This window comes from Alkalihalobacterium sp. APHAB7, from assembly GCF_048323755.1.
Classification (GTDB): domain Bacteria; phylum Bacillota; class Bacilli; order Bacillales; family Bacillaceae_F; genus Alkalihalobacterium.
Window position 1 is genome coordinate 46,373 of record NZ_JBLWFS010000021.1, and the last position, 19,576, is coordinate 65,948.

General features: G+C 37.3%; 18 protein-coding genes. 3 read left to right on the forward strand and 15 right to left on the reverse strand.

The genetic code is table 11. The features are described 5' to 3' along the window. The first annotated feature begins 18 nt into the window (after positions 1-18). Entirely contained in the window at positions 19-183 is a 165-nt protein-coding gene (locus ACNSTQ_RS17270) for a hypothetical protein (RefSeq protein WP_418201066.1), read from the forward strand. 318 nt (positions 184-501) lie between these two features. Here ACNSTQ_RS17270 and ACNSTQ_RS17275 read toward each other — a convergent pair whose 3' ends face one another. The 7 genes from ACNSTQ_RS17275 to ACNSTQ_RS17305 all read right to left on the reverse strand — a co-directional run bounded on the left by ACNSTQ_RS17275 (position 502) and on the right by ACNSTQ_RS17305 (position 11,993). Next, entirely contained in the window at positions 502-1,887 is a 1,386-nt protein-coding gene (locus tag ACNSTQ_RS17275; RefSeq protein WP_418201067.1) for a M20/M25/M40 family metallo-hydrolase, read from the reverse strand. A gap of 64 nt (positions 1,888-1,951) precedes the next feature. Next, positions 1,952-2,989 (reverse strand): hypothetical protein, encoded by a 1,038-nt coding sequence (locus ACNSTQ_RS17280; RefSeq protein WP_418201068.1) that lies wholly within the window; start codon positions 2,987-2,989, stop codon positions 1,952-1,954. Between the two features lie 317 nt (positions 2,990-3,306). Beyond that, complete coding sequence (locus ACNSTQ_RS17285; protein WP_418201069.1) at positions 3,307-3,759, reverse strand: hypothetical protein; 453 nt, start codon at positions 3,757-3,759, stop codon at positions 3,307-3,309. A 3-nt stretch (positions 3,760-3,762) separates the two neighbouring features. Next, positions 3,763-5,787 carry an AAA family ATPase gene (locus ACNSTQ_RS17290; RefSeq protein WP_418201070.1) on the reverse strand — a complete coding sequence of 675 codons (2,025 nt, stop codon included), beginning with the start codon at positions 5,785-5,787 and terminating at the stop codon, positions 3,763-3,765. Next, positions 5,784-5,957, reverse strand: a complete 174-nt coding sequence (locus ACNSTQ_RS17295) for a hypothetical protein (RefSeq protein WP_418201071.1) — start codon at positions 5,955-5,957, stop codon at positions 5,784-5,786. The genes ACNSTQ_RS17290 and ACNSTQ_RS17295 overlap by 4 nt, the downstream gene beginning before the upstream one ends. Continuing rightward, a complete protein-coding gene (locus ACNSTQ_RS17300; protein WP_418201072.1) occupies positions 5,958-7,982 on the reverse strand; it encodes a DEAD/DEAH box helicase family protein in 2,025 nt (674 codons plus the stop codon). Positions 7,983-7,985: 3 nt separating this feature from the next. Then, positions 7,986-11,993 carry a sigma factor-like helix-turn-helix DNA-binding protein gene (locus tag ACNSTQ_RS17305; protein ID WP_418201073.1) on the reverse strand — a complete coding sequence of 1,336 codons (4,008 nt, stop codon included), beginning with the start codon at positions 11,991-11,993 and terminating at the stop codon, positions 7,986-7,988. A 738-nt stretch (positions 11,994-12,731) separates the two neighbouring features. Here ACNSTQ_RS17305 and ACNSTQ_RS17310 point away from each other — a divergent pair. Further along, positions 12,732-13,085, forward strand: a complete 354-nt coding sequence (locus ACNSTQ_RS17310; protein WP_418201074.1) for a DUF2200 domain-containing protein — start codon at positions 12,732-12,734, stop codon at positions 13,083-13,085. A 65-nt stretch (positions 13,086-13,150) separates the two neighbouring features. Here the strand turns inward: ACNSTQ_RS17310 and ACNSTQ_RS17315 are convergent, their stop codons facing one another. Together ACNSTQ_RS17315 and ACNSTQ_RS17320 are read right to left on the reverse strand one after the other, a co-directional pair. After that, entirely contained in the window at positions 13,151-13,441 is a 291-nt protein-coding gene (locus ACNSTQ_RS17315; RefSeq protein WP_418201075.1) for an RNA polymerase alpha subunit C-terminal domain-containing protein, read from the reverse strand. Positions 13,442-13,677: 236 nt separating this feature from the next. Beyond that, positions 13,678-14,328 carry a YdeI/OmpD-associated family protein gene (locus tag ACNSTQ_RS17320; protein WP_418201076.1) on the reverse strand — a complete coding sequence of 217 codons (651 nt, stop codon included), beginning with the start codon at positions 14,326-14,328 and terminating at the stop codon, positions 13,678-13,680. Between the two features lie 221 nt (positions 14,329-14,549). Between ACNSTQ_RS17320 and ACNSTQ_RS17325 the strand changes: the two genes are divergently transcribed. Further along, the gene (locus ACNSTQ_RS17325) at positions 14,550-14,627 is read left to right on the forward strand and encodes a hypothetical protein (RefSeq protein WP_418201093.1); all 78 of its coding nucleotides are present in this window, start codon (positions 14,550-14,552) and stop codon (positions 14,625-14,627) included. A 499-nt stretch (positions 14,628-15,126) separates the two neighbouring features. On the opposite strand, the gene ACNSTQ_RS17330 is transcribed toward ACNSTQ_RS17325, so the two are convergent. The 6 genes from ACNSTQ_RS17330 to ACNSTQ_RS17355 all read right to left on the reverse strand — a co-directional run bounded on the left by ACNSTQ_RS17330 (position 15,127) and on the right by ACNSTQ_RS17355 (position 19,554). Next, a complete protein-coding gene (locus tag ACNSTQ_RS17330) occupies positions 15,127-15,495 on the reverse strand; it encodes an iron chaperone (protein WP_418201077.1) in 369 nt (122 codons plus the stop codon). Between the two features lie 40 nt (positions 15,496-15,535). Beyond that, a complete protein-coding gene (locus ACNSTQ_RS17335; protein ID WP_418201078.1) occupies positions 15,536-15,802 on the reverse strand; it encodes a hypothetical protein in 267 nt (88 codons plus the stop codon). A 190-nt stretch (positions 15,803-15,992) separates the two neighbouring features. Next, the gene (locus ACNSTQ_RS17340; RefSeq protein WP_418201079.1) at positions 15,993-16,427 is read right to left on the reverse strand and encodes a VOC family protein; all 435 of its coding nucleotides are present in this window, start codon (positions 16,425-16,427) and stop codon (positions 15,993-15,995) included. A 223-nt stretch (positions 16,428-16,650) separates the two neighbouring features. Continuing rightward, a complete protein-coding gene (locus ACNSTQ_RS17345; protein WP_418201080.1) occupies positions 16,651-17,880 on the reverse strand; it encodes an acyl-CoA thioester hydrolase/BAAT C-terminal domain-containing protein in 1,230 nt (409 codons plus the stop codon). 143 nt (positions 17,881-18,023) lie between these two features. Continuing rightward, positions 18,024-18,941 (reverse strand): DUF3885 domain-containing protein, encoded by a 918-nt coding sequence (locus ACNSTQ_RS17350; RefSeq protein WP_418201081.1) that lies wholly within the window; start codon positions 18,939-18,941, stop codon positions 18,024-18,026. Positions 18,942-19,047: 106 nt separating this feature from the next. After that, the gene (locus ACNSTQ_RS17355; protein ID WP_418201082.1) at positions 19,048-19,554 is read right to left on the reverse strand and encodes a GNAT family N-acetyltransferase; all 507 of its coding nucleotides are present in this window, start codon (positions 19,552-19,554) and stop codon (positions 19,048-19,050) included. Positions 19,555-19,576 lie beyond the last annotated feature (22 nt).

The window sequence follows — 19,576 nt, forward strand, 5'->3', positions numbered from 1 at the left end:
GATGAGGTGAATCACATTATGGAACTGATGACTTCATGGGAGAAAAAAGGGTTTGACAAGGGCATTGAGAAGGTGGCAAAACAAATGCTTCTAAAAGGGTTCACAACGAAAGATATTCAAGACTTAACAAGCTTATCTCTTGAAAAAATTGAAAAGTTAAAGACACAACTAGATAAAGTGTAATATATGAGGGTCTGTTTCTAGGTTTGTTCGTAATAACCTCATGGGGAGACAGACCCTTAATTGTTTTTATTAACGTGTCACTGTGACTATCCAAATAATCTTGTTTCAAACTATGGTTTCACAGTTGCACTAGAGTGACTAATTTAGTGTTTAACTTCTTAGTCTTTTTTGCTTCCTTTTAACGCTTGAAGGGGAGTCTTAGCGCCAGTTAAACCGATAAAAGGCTTTGCCGTCCTTGGAAAAGCCTCGTTCAATTCTGGCAATTCCCACATCTCAAACCAACCTTTGGTGATTTTTCCTGTAAAAATCAATCCTTTACTAGTTCTTAACCAACACCTGTTGTTCTCTCTTTATCTCTCGTAAGACGGCTTTTAAGTTCTTTTCATTTTTCAATAGACCTTGTACTAGTTTAGCTGTGTTGTAGCACGCATCGACATTGAGAGTTTCCTGGTCTGTATGCTCATTCATGTAGCCAGCTGACAGGTTCACACTCTGGATGCCATGTTCTGCCCAAATTCTCGTATCACTACTGCCACCACTTGTTGTTGCCCAGCCTTTGAAGGCTTCTTTTTGAGCTACTTCTTCAATAAACGCACCATAGCGTGGGTGACAGAATGGCAAATATCCTCCGCATGAGGTGACAATATCTCCAGCCCCGCGACGATCAATGACAATCGCCGCATCAGTCCCCCATAAGAAATAGTTATCGACCTCACTGGCTCCAACTAATCCGCACTCCTCTTGAACAGTAAAGATAAACTTTACTTTCCCACTAAAAGAGGAAGGATGACTGAGGTATTCTGCTAGATGAAGAAGTACAGCTACACCCGCACGGTCATCCGCACCTAAAATACCTTTACTGCTCGACCACATGTTTCCGTTTTTTATGATCTGTCGCCCTGGCTCTATTTCAAAAACCGTATCGAGGTGGGCATTCATTAAAAGAACAGGTCCATTCCCACTCTTGTATGTTTTTTCAGCCAGTATATTTCCAGCCCGATCCACCGTAATATGATCGACAAATGGGGTTAGTTTTTCGCTAACAAACTTTCTTACTTGTGCTTCTTGACCACTCGTTCCAGGAATAGCTAGTAATTGTTCTAATAAATGATTAAAGAGTTGTTGTTTAATAAAATCGTATCCTTGTTCGAGCCAGCTCTTCTCTACTTCACTTAGTTTCTCAGCTAGGTCTAGCAATTCATGTCGCGCTAAATGGATCGATACATGGTAACTGTTTTGGCGTTCGCGGTAATACACTCTTTTGCATCCAAGAGCAAGTAATAATTCAGCCAACTCTTCCATGCTCTTTTCCTTATTTACCATCAAATGAGCTGGTCTTTTTCCATGACCATCACATGAACCTAATGTAGCAAAGCCAAGTCGGTTCAACTGCCTGACGATCCCACTAATGAACGTATCAAGTTCATGAACCTTTGATTGTTCATTACTCGGATTAAACCATAACCCTTCGCCTCTTCCACGATTTTTATAGTCTATTGCACTTAGAAACTGATCTTCTCGTACGACTGGACTAAATAGTGAAAGTACACCTTTTTCAAACGTATAACGAACATTAACCTTTTCTAGAGATTGAATAAGAAAGTTAACATTTTCGTTTCTTTCGTTTGTGCAATCAAACACACCATCTTCCTTTTCTACAAGTATCCACCCATGCCTTACGAATAATTGGTTCCACGTTTTCATCGTATCATCTCCCTTTCGTTGATAGCTTAAGTATCTCAAAAGGGCGATGACAGACCTGTCATTCCTACAAGATGAAACTGTCATCACTGCGATGCATTATTAAATACGGGACGAGTTGGTTGTAGTAATAGGCGGTTTCGCTCATACCTAATCGATTTTCGATGACTGGGGTATTGATGTCAACTTGCTTTAACTTCGCTCGTAAACGTATGACATTTTGCGTAAACGTGTTGGTCGGTATCTCACCATTTTCATCTGATTTCGAAAATAAATCGTACACATCGTGCTTTGTGACCTGGTGATTTTCGTTGCTATACAGTAAAAAATAACGTAACATCTCGGCTTGATTTTTTGTGAGGCGACATTCTTTTCCATTAAAGATTAGCAAGTGGTCCCGCCCTGTAAAGTCGAGGATGATTGTATGCTTAGCTTCACCCTTTTCTTCGCATTCCTCTTTCGTACAATACTGATTGTTTCCTTGTGTCACTAGTTGAAAGGCATGGTGCTCTAAGTATTGATCATTCGCTTTAATCAGATCGAAAAGAGGAGAAGTTTGATAGTTTGGTACTTCTTGTCTTTTTACAGAAGTTTCGAGCGTTTCGAGTTCCTCTTGGGCCTTTTGGGCAATAAACAAACCACAGTTGGCTAAATACAAATGACAATGATACAGCTGCTGCTTGTTCATTCGATACTCGGTATTCTCGTTGTTTTTTTGATAGTGAATCGCCTTTTGAAAATAATTTAGCGCAGAAGAATAGCTTTTCTTTTTATAATGAAGAAAGCCTAATCGATAATAAGCGATGGGCAACTGTTTCTCGTATCTTACGGCTTTTTTTAAACAGTTCTCAGCTGCATAATCATCTTTCTGGTAAACCGTTTTTAAGTACGTCCCATACTTTATTAAGTAAAAGATTAATTGCTTTTTAACTTTCTCTAAACTAAACGCATACTCACTGCTTGGCTCCTTCGATATGCTCCGGTAAAGAGCTTCATAAACGGAAATAAGCTTGGAAAACGTCCCCTCTTTTTCAGCGTCCTTCGCTTCGAGAAGTTCCTCTTCAAGATCAAGTAATTCTTCAATCGATTTATTCTTTAGTAACATGATCGTTCTCCTGTCATGAGATTTATCTTTTATAAACACACTATCAGCCTAATCACATGTAATAGCGATCGTTCTTTATTCGTAAAAAAATGTCTTCTAATACCCTATCACGTTTGCTTTTCGGCAAGCTTCCCATTTCGGATTATAAGGAGTTCACGTTCATTATCTCACAATTTTTCTTATAAAAGGGACGGTAAAAAATCAAAATAGACGTATGAAAGAAGCTATAGTAGAACATTAGAATTTCACGATTGTACAATAAAACCTCCTGCCATGTATATTCATAAAACATGGAGGAGGTTTGGTTGCAAGATTTATTAAAAAGGAACTTCTTTTGAGTCACCGTATATATAACTTAGCAAGTCCACTTCATACTCTTTGTAGGCTGGGTCCAGGTTATTGCCATCCCAGCGTCTACCGAATACTTCTTCAACAAGGACTTGCATTCCACCTTCTGCATACTCTTCTAAGCGTTTACGGGCTTTTTTTGGAAATTCTTTATCGTCAAAGGCTTCAATATTTCTTCCTAATTCCGAGTCACTTAAAATAATGGAATAGGCAGTGGCTTTCTGACGCGTGTTTAAGTAGTTGGTTCGAAGTTCACGTCCTCGTTCACCGATGCTACTCTTTTGGTCCTTTTTAAATCCTAAACTCGCACACAGTAAGAAGAGGTCCTGATACTTCACTTCAAACTTTGTATTGAAATAAAAATAGATTTCTTCGTATTTTTTACTTGTATATAGCAATGCTTGATCTGCTAGAAAGTCCATCGTTTACCCCCTTGTTGCCATTGATTCCGTGACTTCAATTGGCTCTATGATTGAGTGTCCTGGTTTGATTTGTTCAAGTTTATACCATTTTCCGAGCTTACCTGTGCTCTTAAATCGAATTTCTTCGGTTCTTGAAAGCTCCGTATCGGTTAAAAGAAGCACCCACTGGGACGTCAGGTTCGGAATATTATCAATTAGATGGTCTCGGTTATTTCCGCTAATCCGGCCGAACGGAGTATCCATGAACAATGGGAAGTTAATATCCTCCGACCCACCAGCAGCAATTTTGGCAAGAGCTGTAATAAACGATAGAGCAACGACTTGGCGTTGTCCTTGAGAGACGTCCTGTGTGATGTTGATGTTCTCCCAGTTCATAATATCGATTTCATATTTCTCGTTGATCTCAATACGGCTTACTAGGTCTTTATCTTTACGGTCGATGAGTGTTTTAAAGATTTGCGTCGTCTCGGTCGTAAGCTTCGCGCGCATTTCATCACTATACTCTTTAAAGACGCCTTCAAAGTTGTCCTTTAGTGTTTCGATATATTGTAAGATTTTAGAGTCAATTCGTAGACTTTCATTCTCTCTTAATAACCGTGAGAATTCCTTGTCTAACGCTTCCTTCTGTTTTTCTTTTTCATTGATTTGAAAATTAAGGTCGCGAACTTCTCCCTCTAAGCTGATGAGAAAAGCTTTCTTATCCTTCAATGATGCTTCTAGATTTTTCAAGTTTTCCTGTTCTTGTGCTTTGAGTTGGATATTGCCACTGTATTTATCAATTTCTTTGTCAATTTGCTCGATTTCATCTTTCAATTCTCTAAAGTCGCGAAGCTTTCGTTCAATAGACTGAACGATTTCTTCTTCACTCATCGAGTAGTCGTGGATACTAGATGTGATTTGCGAGATTAAAGGTGTCAGTTCGGATCGCTTAAAATTGTTTTTTAGCAACTCGATTTGAGTCAGGTGATCATTATTTTCCTTTAAGTCGTTCCCGCAGCAAGCGCAAACTAAGTCTTGAAGTGACTTTTCGATCACTTCGATCGGAATTAAGTCCTTTTGATCCACGAGAATTTGATCGAGGTAATTTTTCACGGATTGGTACGTATCCTTCATAATTAAGTGATACCCATTCGTGACAAGTTCCCCTTTAATCTCATTCTTTTTATCTTTGGCAAGACGAAGGTGGAGGTTCTTCTTTTCTTTTTCCGCTTCCATTTTTTCTTGAATGAGTTTGACTTCTTCATTTTCAGCCAGTTGACTTTCGATTCGCTCAATCTCAAGTGAACATGATGTTTTATTTTCTGACTTCAAACGAACGCGTTCTTGCATATCACTAATTTCGTTTGCGATGGCATCCATTTCATTTTGTTTTCTCGTTAAATCTAAATTTTGAGAAGAAGCGAGTACTCTTCTTTTCTCGGAGGAATGGAGCTTTTTTAAGATCGTAATAGCTGCTTCAAGCTTGTCTATTTGTAGAAGTTTCACGATCCCATTCTTTACTTCTTCTTTTACTTTTGCATCCGTTTTGGCCAGCGTTTCAATTTTTTCAGCGTCAAATAAGAAGAAGTCTTTAATGCTTTCATCGAGAATGCCATTCATAATCTCTTTCATTTCTTTTTCATCTGTTATTGGCTCCGCTGGAAAGTTGCCGCCTTCTTTAATATACAGCTCGGCATCCAGGATTTTTTCCGTAATCGTCTTGCCCGTCTTATACCCGCTCGCATATCGTCTAATCTCGTAAGCTTTGTCACGGTGCTCAAATTCGAGGTACACGGATGTATCAATCGGCATATTAGGATGTTCCTCTAAAGCTAGAAAGTTAACGAGGTGAATTTTTTCCTTTGGGTTGTCTTGTTGAATATGAGTGCTCCCGTACAAGCCGAACATTAACGCACGAAAGATCCCCGTTTTCCCTTTTCCGTTCTCCCCAAAGACGATCGTGATATTCTCGCTCCCGCTAGCAAACTCAATCGTTTGTTCCCCGTAAAATTGACGGAAATTCTTTAGAGTGATCTTGTTCAGCTTCATTGACCTTCCTCCTCTAAAACCAGCTCCCTGATTTCCTCACGAATCATTTCTTCAATACTGGCATGTGACTTTCTACCAGCCTCAAGATCTCGTAATAATAGTTTAGCAATATCACTGAGTTCTCCTGGAAACTGATTAATTTTTTTCTCTAAGTCTTTATTAATACTCATTTATATAGCCCCCATGTTCTCTTGAAATTCTTTATACACTTCCCACGGTAATTTATCCATTAAATACTCAAGAGCGTACGTTTGTAGTTCACGTCCTACAATGTCTCTGGCATTGTAATTATTGATCGCAAATCTAGAAAACTCTGCAAACCTCGGGATCTCTTTTGAAGCAATCGATTTGTACATTTGATCGCTCGCACCTGTTGGTAAAACGATAAAGTCATAAATTTCTGCAATATTTTTTCCTGGATACGTACGCAAAATCCGGCCACGGCGTTGAACAAATTCACGCGGATTCGATGTACTCGCTAAGAAATATGCGGTCTTTGTGCTCGGCACATCTACACCTTCGTCGAGACATTTAATGGCTACAAGGATCTGGATGTTTCCTTCAGCAAATGACTTTAATAGTTGCATACGATCTTCAAGATTGACCTTTGAGTCAAACCGGTGTACACGATAACCGAGCTGTGACAATTGGTTCGTAATGATGTCTACTTCACCAGGCGCACAATACACGAGTGTGTGCGATACACTCTTCCGGTCCTTTTCTTGAAAGATAGAAAACAGTTTTGCTTTTTTATTTTCTGCTTTACTTAAGATCAGGGCCCGTTTTCGATTGATCTCACTAATTTCCTCTTGGTCGGGTTGATCAGATCCATATAAGTGAATGAGTCGTTTCGTTAAACGCTCGTACTTTTCCATTTCATCGTCAGTTAAATTCGTGATAAAAGGATCATACGTGTATTCCGTTAGAGCGCCGTTCTGAATCGCTGTTTTCATATCGTATTCATAAACGGTATCTCCAAAAAAGTCAGTGATAAAGCGTGTTCCATCCTCATCCCACCAGCGATCTGGGGTAGCAGAGAGTCCAAGTTTCGCTTCCATTCCTGTGAACTTATGATTTCTTAAACTATTTACACCGAAATAGTGACATTCATCGGCAATTAAGAAGCTTTTTCCTTTTAACTTGTCGATTAAATCATTAAATTCTTCCGATGCTGCACTTCGGTACGTCGTGATGACCACATGTTTTTTGATCATGCTAATATTAAAGTCTCTCACATCGGTGTGAAGTTTACCTGCCCATACTTTCTTATTCCCGTAACATGACGTAAAACTACTAAAACCAAGGAGTTGGCAGTTATCTTCCCACTGTTCGACCAGATGTGTAAACGGAACGATGATCACGAGAAAGATCCGCCCATGCTGCTTATAAAACTCATTGGCAATCATCAGACTTGTGATGGTCTTACCCGTACCCGTCGCCATTTCTAAAATACCAGTCCAGTTATTTTGTATAACTGCCTTTATGGCCTCCTCTTGATAGGGACGTGGTTTAATTTCAGTCGGTTTGATAGGTTTTCGCTCCTTTTTGTAGCCTTTTAATTTTTCCTTTAAAATGTCTGGCATCTCGATGATCGTTAGGCCGTTTGTCGTGTTGTTCCACAGGCTTTCAAAATCGTTCACCATGTCCGTGATCCGCGCGTGGTCATGGTCTTTCCAAAAGACATCAATCTTTTCAAAATTGTCTCTGATTCCACCGACGGTTTCATTTGCAGATCCAGAAAATGATAGTTGATGACCAAACCCGTCATAAAAGATGCCGAACTTCTCATGATAAAGGCTATTGTTATTCGTAAAAGCAATCTTGAGCTCCAATTTATCTTCGTAGATCAACCAAGCTAAAAGATTGAGTGTATCTTCACGGATCGTCTCCTCACAAATTTCGATTTCTCGTAGAAGACTTCTAGCTACCACATCGTATTTCGCTTCATACCCTAGCTGAACCGCTTCGATGTCTTCTTTTGTTAAGTGGGGATTGGCAATTAAGCGGATTTTTCCTTCTGAGTCTAAAAACTTCTCCAGTCCTCTAGCCAAAACGGCAAGACTCCCACTTGTAAAGTAACCGACTGCTCGGTCATACCGAATGGACTTTTCTAGCACCTTACTGTAAAAGTCAGCATGAATTTGATCCACATCAGATCGGTATTTAAATTTCAGTTCTAAATCTTTAAACGACATCCGTTATCCCTTCTTTACTGTAACAATCCCTAGTTCATCAAAGTGTAGGCGTTCGCTTGTCTTAATTTCGTATGGTAAGACTTTTTTGTGCATATATTCCTGTTCACGCACGATTCCTTTCTCCATTAGAAATTCATAGATCGCAATTTCATGGAGATTACCTTCGTATTCATTTTCGAGGACGTAAAGGATCAAATCTTCAAATGACTGAATGGAACTATCTTTTCTAACGACAATCACCTTGTCATAACGATAATCATTGAATGTCTTTTTCACTTGGCGAAATCCGCAGCGTTGAAGGACACTTTGCAACAGATGAGGATTCCAGCGAAAACCAATGTCAGGTAATTTGCGACGGTAGCCTTTTAAATGACTAAGTGAAAGATATTCTCCGTCACCCATCTTTTCTCTGACGTACGTTTCAATTTCAGCAAGCTCAGCTTCATTGACTTGTAATAACTTCGCAGGATATAACTGATCCATATCGGTCTCAACGAATATTTCATTATCAAGAACCCGCTTAAGAAAGTTCGTAACCATCATCTCTTTATATCCATGCTCATAGATGAACTCCTTGATTTCTTGCCTTGAGGTTTCACCCGTGAAATGAGCTTCAATGACTTTCTCGAAGCTGTCGAGTTCAAAGCCTTCTATATATAAATAGTTTGTATGACCTTTCACTGTTGGTTTAAACAGTTTAATAATCGCTGGTAGTTTACTTGGATCATCAATGTTCTTATCCCTTAGGATCTTAGACAGCTTACGATCAAACATCATATCTTTATACATGGAGTTGGCTGTTGCATATCCCTTTTTGAACGATTGATCGAAAAACTCAAGAAGCATAGCCTTTTCATTCGTCTTTATGTTTAATTTGTCAACAAGGATTGCACTCTTATTTCCCCAGCCAATCATTTGATTAGAATTATTTATCGCAATATCTACTTTAAACAGTGGGCTTACTACCTCAAGAAGTTGATCCTTCGAGCAAATACCACCATGCTTTTTCATATAAGCTACAAGCCGTTCCTCAACACTTTGTTTTGATTTTTTATTCTTATAAATGTTGAGTGTGTTCCCTTGGCCAATCATATACTTTTCGTCCAAATAACAACGGATGAGGGAGTATAAGTGGATTTTGTTATGAACATGATGTTGTTCAAGGAGGCCTTGAAACTTTTCATAAACTTCTTCCACATTTATAATTTCTTTTTTTCGATCAAACTGCTCATCAATATAAGATTCGATCTTTGATAGGATAGAAGGGTCAAAGTTTTCTCTATCAAAATATTGAAATGTCGCTCGGTCCACTAGAATTAGACTTTCCACATCTCTTATCCGCGCTTCAATGGAACGAACGGTTTTAGAAAGCTCAAAATTCATATGTTGCATTGCCAATTCGTGAAGGTATAATACTCCTTCTTCATCAATTCGTAATGGCTTTTTAATATAATGCCTAAATAAATAGGTTAGAACATGAGTAATTTTCAAGCGATGTTTAGAGTAAATATCCCCGTATTTGTGATAGTAATTATTTTCTACTAAGCTATTTAAAATTTCCATCCCTATATCTTCAATATTTAAATCCTTTAACTGTTCTTCAACCGTCTGTCGATATTCCGAAACATGAAAGGAATCCGGGAGTTCTTCAATACAATCTTCAATGACTTTAATATCAACTTTAGCCTCTTCATCAATGAAAAAGAATTCGAGCAAATGATAATACTTAAAGTAAAGCTTTTCTTGTATCAACAAATGAACTAAAAATTGATTTTCATGACCGACGAGATCAACAAGTTCACCTTTTTTTAAAAAAGATTGATGTTTTGCCACTAGTCGAACACCCGTTACAAATCGCTCTCTCCCTAGATGAGTAACGACTTTCCTAACAACACCTTTTCCAATCTGTCTAACTCTCTCCCTCGTCACCCCTAACCGGCTTCCTACCTCTTCTAGCGTTTCTTCATATCCATACCGATGCTTCAATACGAGGTACTCACGATCTGTAAAAACGGTTTTAAATTTTTCAGCAATATCTCTTGGGTGCTTTTGAATTTTAAGACGGTTAGACAGGTCGAATAAGAGATGCGGTTCAAAAGTGTCCTGCAAGTCGGAGATCCTATTCCCTTCAATATCTTTTATTTTCAGATTACTTTGTGACGTCGACTGATACCCATAGAGTTCTAATACCTGACCCACTGGCATTCCTTGTATCGTTTCGAAAATGTCGCCACTCTCAAATACGATGGATTGAGTTTCTGATGACTCAACATAAAAGTCTAGCAATTGCCTTAATTGGTCAACCCGCTTCATCGAAACGTTCTTATAGCTACTGAACATTTGGAGATGACGTGTCTCGAGTTGCCCAAGTGTATGAATACCCTGCTCCTCACAAAACTCACGAAAAACATCATGTTTTTTGTCATTAAAAGTAGTACGGATGGTCTGCGATGCGACAGATGGTCTGATGTTTAAAGGTTTCGAATTTTGCACCCTTGCAGCTTGAATACGTTGTTTTACAGCTTCGTACTTACCAACCCCTACACCTCTCATGTCGAAGTATTTTTCTAAGTGCTTACTTGTTACTTCAAAAATCGTCCGAATTTTATTTTTCTTACAGTACTTTCGGAAAGTTAAGTACGTATTCTCACTAAAAAGTTCCTCTATTAGTACGGATAATATTTCTGAGCTAGGTATAGTTTCTTCCAGTTCTTGTCCTGACATAGGAGTTGAAATTGGCTGATTCGCTAAATGAAGATACTCTGCCACTCGTGTTTTAACCGCTTCGACTTTCCCAATTCCCACTCCCTTAATATTGCTATATTCCGTGTAATGTTGCTCTGTCAAATCAGAAATCGAATAAATTTTATTTTTTTTACAAAAAACACGAAATGTCATATATTTTTCTTCAGAAAATACTTCGTTAATAAAAAATGTTTTTGGCTGAGGTTGTACATTATTTTCAGCAATTGTACCGTCCATACCCAATTGATTCTTTAAGAAATGCACTCGTTTGATGACGGCGTCAACCTTTCCGACACCAACGCCCCTACGGTCACCGTATTCCTGAAAATGATGTTCCTTTATTTCTTCTAATGTTGTAATATGGTTTTTCTTACAGAATTCACGAAATGTCCGATACGTGTTGTCCTCAAAAGCCTTTTCAATTTCGTTTACGGGTGAATGGATTATAGAATAAGTAGTTGTTTTAGAATGATCCGTTCCTGACGTAGGATCTACTCCTGTATTCAGATTCAATCTTTCTTTAATGATCGTCAATCGATTAGATCCGACCCCTTTTTTAGCTGCATATTCTTCGATAATTGGCTCTGTAATTTCTTCGACCGTTTGAATCCCACGCCGTTTACATAGCGATCGAAAATTCCAAAATTTCTCTTCAGGAAATAGTTCGTTAACTGCTACATTCTTATGCCGCTGAGACGTACCATCATTTTCCTCTTTCGATGTGCTGTTCACACTTGGATCTTCTTGTTCTTCTATTGTTTCGTCCTGGAGGCTCTCATCCAAAGTTGAAACTAATTGGTCTACATCTACAATGGTAAAGCCAACTCGTACTAACTCGTTTTCAAGAACCGTTAAATCAATATTACTATTAATACTTCTAAACCCGTCTAGCGGAACATTATAAAAAAACAAGTCGGATTGAATTCCAAAACGATAAATAAACCCAGACAAGCCCAGCTTTTGGAAATCAATGATCTTGAACCTACCTAAATTGGTTTGAGTTTTAATATACTTGTTAAGTTGTGCCCGTCTAGAAGGGAGAATGTTATTAGGCTTTTCTGTATAGAAATAAAAACCCCTTAACGCCATTTCATCAACGATCTGAATGAACGCCTTATTATCCTTTACATATAAGGCTCTTAGTGCATCTAATGAGAATTGATTCTCATTTATTTTTTTACAGTCTTTTAAAAATACAGATGCTTTTCCTTCTCCTATATCATTTATTGATCTGATTATAGAAGGAAGTTCTATATAATCCGTCATGGCAAACCTCCATGAATCTACTTAGTTAGATTGTCATAATAATATATTACTAATATTATTTCATAACTCGCGATAATTTGGAAGGGAATTTACAATTTGTTTGTTTATAATTGTCGAAATATCAAACCTGCATTCGTTGCGCTTTGGGCCTGGGAACGTCATCCATGCTCTGGATATGTCGATGTCTGTTCTGTATCTCGTTTGTGTGTCCGAGAGGCCCTTATTTCTACAAGTATCATCGTTTTTTCGACTTTTGAGCACTGAGAGGTCCTTATTTGCTTAAAAGCAGATGATATTCACGGGAATTCCCTGCAATAAGGGCCTGTGAGGTCCCTAATTCGATCAACTAGGCATTTTGATCACCAATAAGGGCTTCTGAGTGCCATTTACACAAGAAGCATCATTTTTCGGGTCACCTGCCAGATCATTAAAAAGAACCATCCTCTGTATTCAGAAGTGGTTCTAGTCACATTGTTGTTATTATCATAAGCTACAAATTATTACTTTTATTTTTTAAAATGTAAAGTTCTCTCTCCAGTTTACTAACCTTATTGGCGATAAAATCGACATCAATTATTCTTGACTCATTGGTTAGTTCAAACTGCCCGCCAACACTTTCTAGTTTTGCTTCAATAGTATCAAATCCTAGCAGCCTTAACCAAGATTACAATAGAAAGGTTTGAGCCCCGACTATGTTTCGTACTATAATAAAGAAAAGCTTTTAGGGGAGGATGTATCATGGCTAAACACAAGATCTATACAATGAGTTTCGCAAGTGTCTATCCACACTATATCGCGAAGGCGGAGAAAAAAGGCCGTTCGAAAACAGAAGTTGATGAAATCATCCGTTGGTTAACAGGGTATAACCAGGAAGAGTTAGAAGCCCAAATCGAAAAACAGACAGACTTTGAGACCTTTTTTGCAGAAGCTCCCCAACTGAATCCTTCGAGGACTTTGATCAAAGGTGTGGTCTGCGGAATCCGAGTGGAAGACATCGAAGAACCGACTATGCAGGAAATTCGCTATTTGGACAAACTGATCGATGAGCTGGCAAAGGGAAAAGCGCTAGAGAAAATTTTGCGAAAACACTAATTATAAATTTAGAACCATAAGAGGAAGTAAAGTGACTGTTCACTATACTCCTCCCTATACAACAACTATTTTTTAAATGATAAACCAGCTTCTTCTAATAAAGTTCTCATAGTTGGCAAGGAAGCTGGTCCAATACCATGGATTTTTAGAATTTCTTTTTCGGTGTACTTTGAAAGTTTTTGCAACGTATCAATTCCTTCATGAACTAAGGCACTTCTGGCAGGTGAACTTAGTTTAGAAAGGAAGCCGCTCTCAGGCTTATTCTCTTTATCACAAGTAGGACAAGTTGGACAGTCACTACTTTTGTAATACTTATGGCCCTTTTCACAAACCCTTAAACTTTTTTCTACTGTCAAAACAATCCCTCCAAAATGTTTTATGATGTGCCGTATCATTATGGCAAACGATTCCCTCTATAAATTCCACTTTGCAGGCGAATTTCTCGAGTCTTCCCTTGAAACGAAACATACATGAATATTAGATCACTATTTTAATACTTAACTGAGCGCTTCCAGCCTAGTGTATCGTGTTGACTAGAGGCACGATGTAAATCAATCTCGGTTGGATTAACATAATAATGAGTTGTATAGTCCTACTTCTTTTTTTGCCGAAATAAATCAACTGATTTATACCCTTGTGATAAGATATCGACCATTTGTTCTTGACGTTTCTCACGTGTTTTTTGTTGTTTGGCAGAAAAGATGTGACGAGCCCAATCTCTTTGGTAACCTGGTGTTAACTCTTGATAAAACTTTAGTTCATTTGGGTGACCTTCAAGCAATTTTTCAATATCTTTCACATGATCTTCGTAATCGGCTACACACTGACTTGCAGCAGATGATTTTTTAGCCTTCTTTTTTTCTCGTTTTAAGCCAATGACAGTAAATACATCGTCCATACTCACCATCCGTGAGAATTTCACATCACTATTTTCCACATATCCATCTTCCTCAACTTTCATTGCTGGAAAGATCTCGTCTCTGTGAATGTATGTATGATATCGTTTGTTGCCTTTTTTCGGATAGGCAAAAAATAAATACCCTTTTTCTTGTAGTTGTTCCTCATTAATCACTTTTTGAGTATAATTCACCATTTGATCCATCGTTTCTACAAAGATAAAAATGGCATCATGCTCACCAGATAAACTCGTCTTAGCTTCATTAAACAAATGATAGTCGCTTGGTTGATGAAGCACGGCTAAATTTTTATATTTACTTAAATTTAATTTATCGATAATAGACATTTGGTCAAATCTCCTTCATCTTATTACATTTATTATTCATTCTACTACATAAAATCCACTGACGTTTAATTTCTCCTTTGATATGGATCATCATTAGAGCTTCCCCTAACAATACTTGTTGCAATTCCTATTCCAAAAGTATAAATCATCGTGATTGCCAGCATCATTAAATTTCGTTTTAAAAAAAAGTAATATAACAGTATGTTGTAACAGGTTATGAAATTGAAAACTATTTTACTGACGCGGAACATATTGTACAAGATGGGCATGAAATTGGAAATCACACCGTTTCACATTAACGAATGGTTTTTAAATCACCGCCTTTTATTAAAGATGAAATTGAGAGAACAGATGAATGGATACGTCAGATTGGTTATGAAGGTGAAATTACATTTCGTCCTCCTTTTGGAAGAAGACTGGTGTTGTTGCCCTATTATTTATCAAGAGAAGATAGAAACAAGATATTATGGAATATAGAGCCGGAATCCTATCCCGATATAGCTAGTGATGCCAATAAAATTGCAAAGTAGGTTGTAGAGAATATAGAACCTGGGTCTATTATTCTCTTGCATGTCATGTATGAAAGCCGAAGAAATCACTCGACTCAATAGAAGGAATTATTACTTCGTTAAAAGAACAAGGCTATACTTTTTAACTGTTACGGAGCTACTAGAATACGATCAACAATAAGTAAATGATCACATTCCTCCGTTGAAGTATCTACTAGTCGGTCAACTTTATAAAAAAAGAAAAGATGAGAGAGCAGTCAATATTACTACTTTCTCATCCTTCTTTCTATTATCGCCAAAAACTTGTATATTCTGATTTATCTTGTATATTAAATTCAATCATTTTCTCCAGTAATTCGTAATTTACCGGTTTATTCCATGGAATTCGAAACAAACCTGGGGTAGCACTGTAGCCAGCTTGTGCAATGTCATCGGTAAAACGCGTAATGCCAACTTCTTCGGGTGAAACACTCATATGTTTCTTCGCTATGGAAAGCCCGATGATATAGGTGCCGTGATCTGAAAACATTGGCGTATTCCACTTCATTTCTGGTTCTAAATGTGGAAATTTATTCGATATCCACGACAAAACTTCTTTTGTTCGTTCACGGTGATCAGGATGATCGATTCCTGCTAAATATTCTGCAAAAACGTCCATGTTCTTCACTCCTCAAAAAAGGGATGTCTTTCATAGGAATTCACTCAACGTCAAACGTCATTCGGACATGATGTGTATCCCATCCTATTTTTTGCTTATAGTAAATTTTATTATTTTCAAATGAGTTGAGGAACGGGAAATTAGACACATCAATAGAAAATCTAAATATACCTGCCCCGTGCTCTTTTGCTCTTTTACTAGGAGTAAGGTCGAATTGATCAATAAAGAAAGAAACAGTACCTGTTCTTTCTTCTCCAGGTAAAATTGAATCCCTCGAAAAAGAATTTTTACTAATATATCTGTCCATATCCTCTGAAGGATAGCGGTAAATTCGATCCCAGTCAGATTTACGTGGAATGGTATATGATAGTCTTGTTAACTGTATTGTAATTTAATTATATATTGAAAAAGTGCTTTTATTTAGAGGGAGATCTTGGTGATTGTGTGAAAGCAGTTTAAATTATAAAAGGTGTATAAATACTCTCAAACAGCCATTGTTAATTGTCCCTTTTTTCCTCCCAAAGCTGAATACGTTCTTCATGACTAACCTCTTTATGTACTTGATGCAGCATCCATATATAACCAAAAGGATCCATGAAAATGGCGTTCGATACTCCGTAGTCAGCAATCTCAGTCACCGGCTGCACCTCTGTACAACCTAGATCCATTGCCTTAGCATAAGTCACCTTAATGTCAGGCACAGTCACATTCACCCAACTCGTTTTAGGATCGTCAAGATTGGGTGCGATCAAATGGAATTGTGGATTTTCATCTAACAAATGAAAGTGAACACCGTACAGGGTAAAAACTACCTCATTTTCACCACGAGGAAAGTTTGAAACCTCCACACGCTCGATATCAAACATACTTTCGTATAATTCCAATGCTTTTAAGCTGTCTTTCACAACCATATCAAATTCTACTCCAACCAAAATGAACACACTCCTTTTAAACGTTAAGCAATATTCTTTACCTCAACATTCTCCCAGTTTATCAACTAAAGTATACCAAACTCAAAAATAGTGATACGTGTCACTATAAAGTTAAATCGCTAGCTTCTTCAAAGCGCTGAGTTGCCTCAGATTGTTTTTCAATGTTAGTAAACATTTGTTCCGGAAGATCACTAGTTGAGGCATAGAACGCAACCTTTCATTTTTAATCGCCCATGTTTTCATTAAGAAATTCTAACATTTGGACCCATGTATCCTTGGCCGCTGTTGCATTGGCTTCTTTCGTACCGCCAAAAGTCATCGTCATTCCCACGCCCACATTCATATACACATTAGCAGGCAAGTTGACATAACTGTATGGGAAAGATAAAAAATGCCCAGCATCTTCATAATATAAATAGCGGTTTCGACAAGAACTATTAGTTGACTTTTTTATTTCTTCTTTCATTATATCTACATATCGTTTTGAAGGCCATAATTGATCATCACCTCCTGAAATGAACATTACCGGTATTTTTATAGCTTCAATTGGTATTCTTGCTTCTTGTAAACCATCCTCGTTCTCCAACGTACGATCCCAAATGGATAGGTATGATATTGGTTTTTTTAAGACCCAATTTTTAACCATAGAGAACATCGTCGAGAAACGATACGTAAACTTAACCTGTGGAAAGGGTTGCTGATTATAGACCCACGCGGTTACAGGAGCAAAAATTCCATTTTTCATACCTGCTGTTACATAAGCACTAGGTGCACCCACAATTATTGATTTATAGTAATCAAATGTCGATCCGAGAAGCAAGGCCAGTTCACCACCCCTCGAATAGCCGATTAAACTTATCTCTCCATTTGTTTTAGGGTGTTCATGCAACCAAGTCGTTGCTTTTTGAAAGTACTCTAATGGGATATTTTCGAGATCTTTCGGTACACCTTCGACACCAAAATAAGGCAGTGCAAAAACAACATACCCTTTAGAAGCTAATAAAGCTGCCGCATGTTCCTGCAATCCCCCATCGGAACCACCTAAGATTATAACCGCTGGATATTTGCCTTTTGATTCGGGATAAAACAACGTTCCTTTTACCTCTTCATCCTGAATTCCTTCTTTTCTTATTCCCGATTTATAAAAATGGCGAGTAATGGTTACAGAGTCTACCATCTCCCCGTTCTTTAATAAGCTGAGATTTATAGAAACTTCATCAGAGGTGGTCTTTTCATAATAGTCATCCCATTTCGAATTAGCATGTTTCATAGACCAAAACAAACCAGAACGATCAACTCCATTATAAGTTCCTTCAATCGGCTTCTGTGATGATACATCGACAACTCCTTCTTGATTTGCATGGTATGTAGCATAAGAACAAAACTTCTTATCTTTTTCATCATACGTTGTTGCATGTATTGACCTAGCTATTTTAATCGTAGACCAAAACACATAAGAAATCGTACAAATATCAAAATACAAATCATAAGAACATGGAATTTAGTCTCCGTACAATTTTAATTATAATTGCTTTTTGAATTAACGCTTTCGTTAGTTGAAGAAAGAATTCAACTTAAGCCTATATCAAAATTCCCTTAAAAAACTTTTTCTGCTAACCAACCTTTATAATTGCCTTTGTATTTTTTTGAATACAACGACATTAGCTCAGTTTGATAATCAATAAGAGCTAGAGCCTCGGTTTTGGTAGCATTAACAATAGTAGAATTACTGCCTCTATATAGGACAACAACAACAGTAAAACCTGTTAGACCTATCTCATCAGAACATGCTTGTACAAATTGATTTGGTATTTCAAGAGCATGAGTGATATGACATGTATTAACTTGGTTCAATTTAATTTCCGTTTCTTTTATTTTAATTTCATTCGTTTTAAGTCTCATTTCCTTTTCCTCTATTGTTTCATAACAATTGAATAATCCTTCTTCAAAAGCACGGTCTATTTCAATACGATTATAGTCTAAAATCCACTTTCGAAACTTATGATATAGAGGTAAAAGTGTATCTTTCTTTAAGCTAAAAACATCACATCCACGGTCATCATACATGTGAAAAAGAATTCCTTTTGTTTCATTTACAAAAGATAGATTACCGTTAATCATAGGTTTTCTAATAAAATCTTTATTACCAATTGCTTCAATAAGATAGTCTAATCGCATACTTTTTTTATTAACTTTCAAGCTATATTGAATAGTTTCCATTTCCGTATCCTCTTCATCGTATTCATAAGGTACTGTTTTACACTTGAGGTTATAGGTTAATTTTTTATTTCTTAAAAATCGTTTAATTTTAGGTAAGTCAGTTCCCTTACAATTTTTATAATTACTAACAGATGCAATTAACCAAATGGTATCACTATCATTAAAAAGAAAGTTAAGGATGGATTTTGCTCGATAATGCATTTCCTTAAAATATTCGATACCCTCTAACTTCTCTAGCCCTAATTCAAAACGTATCCAATTTGAAGATTCCTTTATTAACTGATTATATAACATTCTAACATTCACCCTCGTGGTCTTCTTAAGTAATTCTGCCCAATAGTAAAATAGCGACGCTAATTTGATATGCTCGTCTTTCCATCAGAAATAACCTATGCTTAAATTAAATAGATTTATAATAAAGAACGGTAGAATGAAGTTCTCCATTTGCCGATTTAGCATAATAAGGGATTTTACCAGCATGAATATAACCAATTGAAGAATAAAGAAAATTAGAAGGGTCACCTTCTCTTGTATCGAGAACTAATAATGACCTGCCCTCCTGCTTGGCTCGTTCTTCAACATTCTTCATAAGTGAACGACCAATACCATTACGTTGATAATTAGGGTGTGTCATTAGCTTTGCAATTTCAGCTCTATGACCACCATTCTGCTTAGTACATAGCTGTAACTGTACGCTTCCAACTATCTGATTGTTTATTTTAGCGACAAATAAAAGAACTTCTGGATTTAAGACATTCATCCAATATTTATTAGCATCCGAAAGTTGCAGTGGCGGTAAAAAGCCAATTGATGCGTCATCTTCTACTACCTGTATCAGAAGTTCTGAAAGTTCATCAACGTGTTTATCAATAATTTCCACTTGTTCAATCTGCACATTATTAACCAACAGAATCACCTCAATAAATATA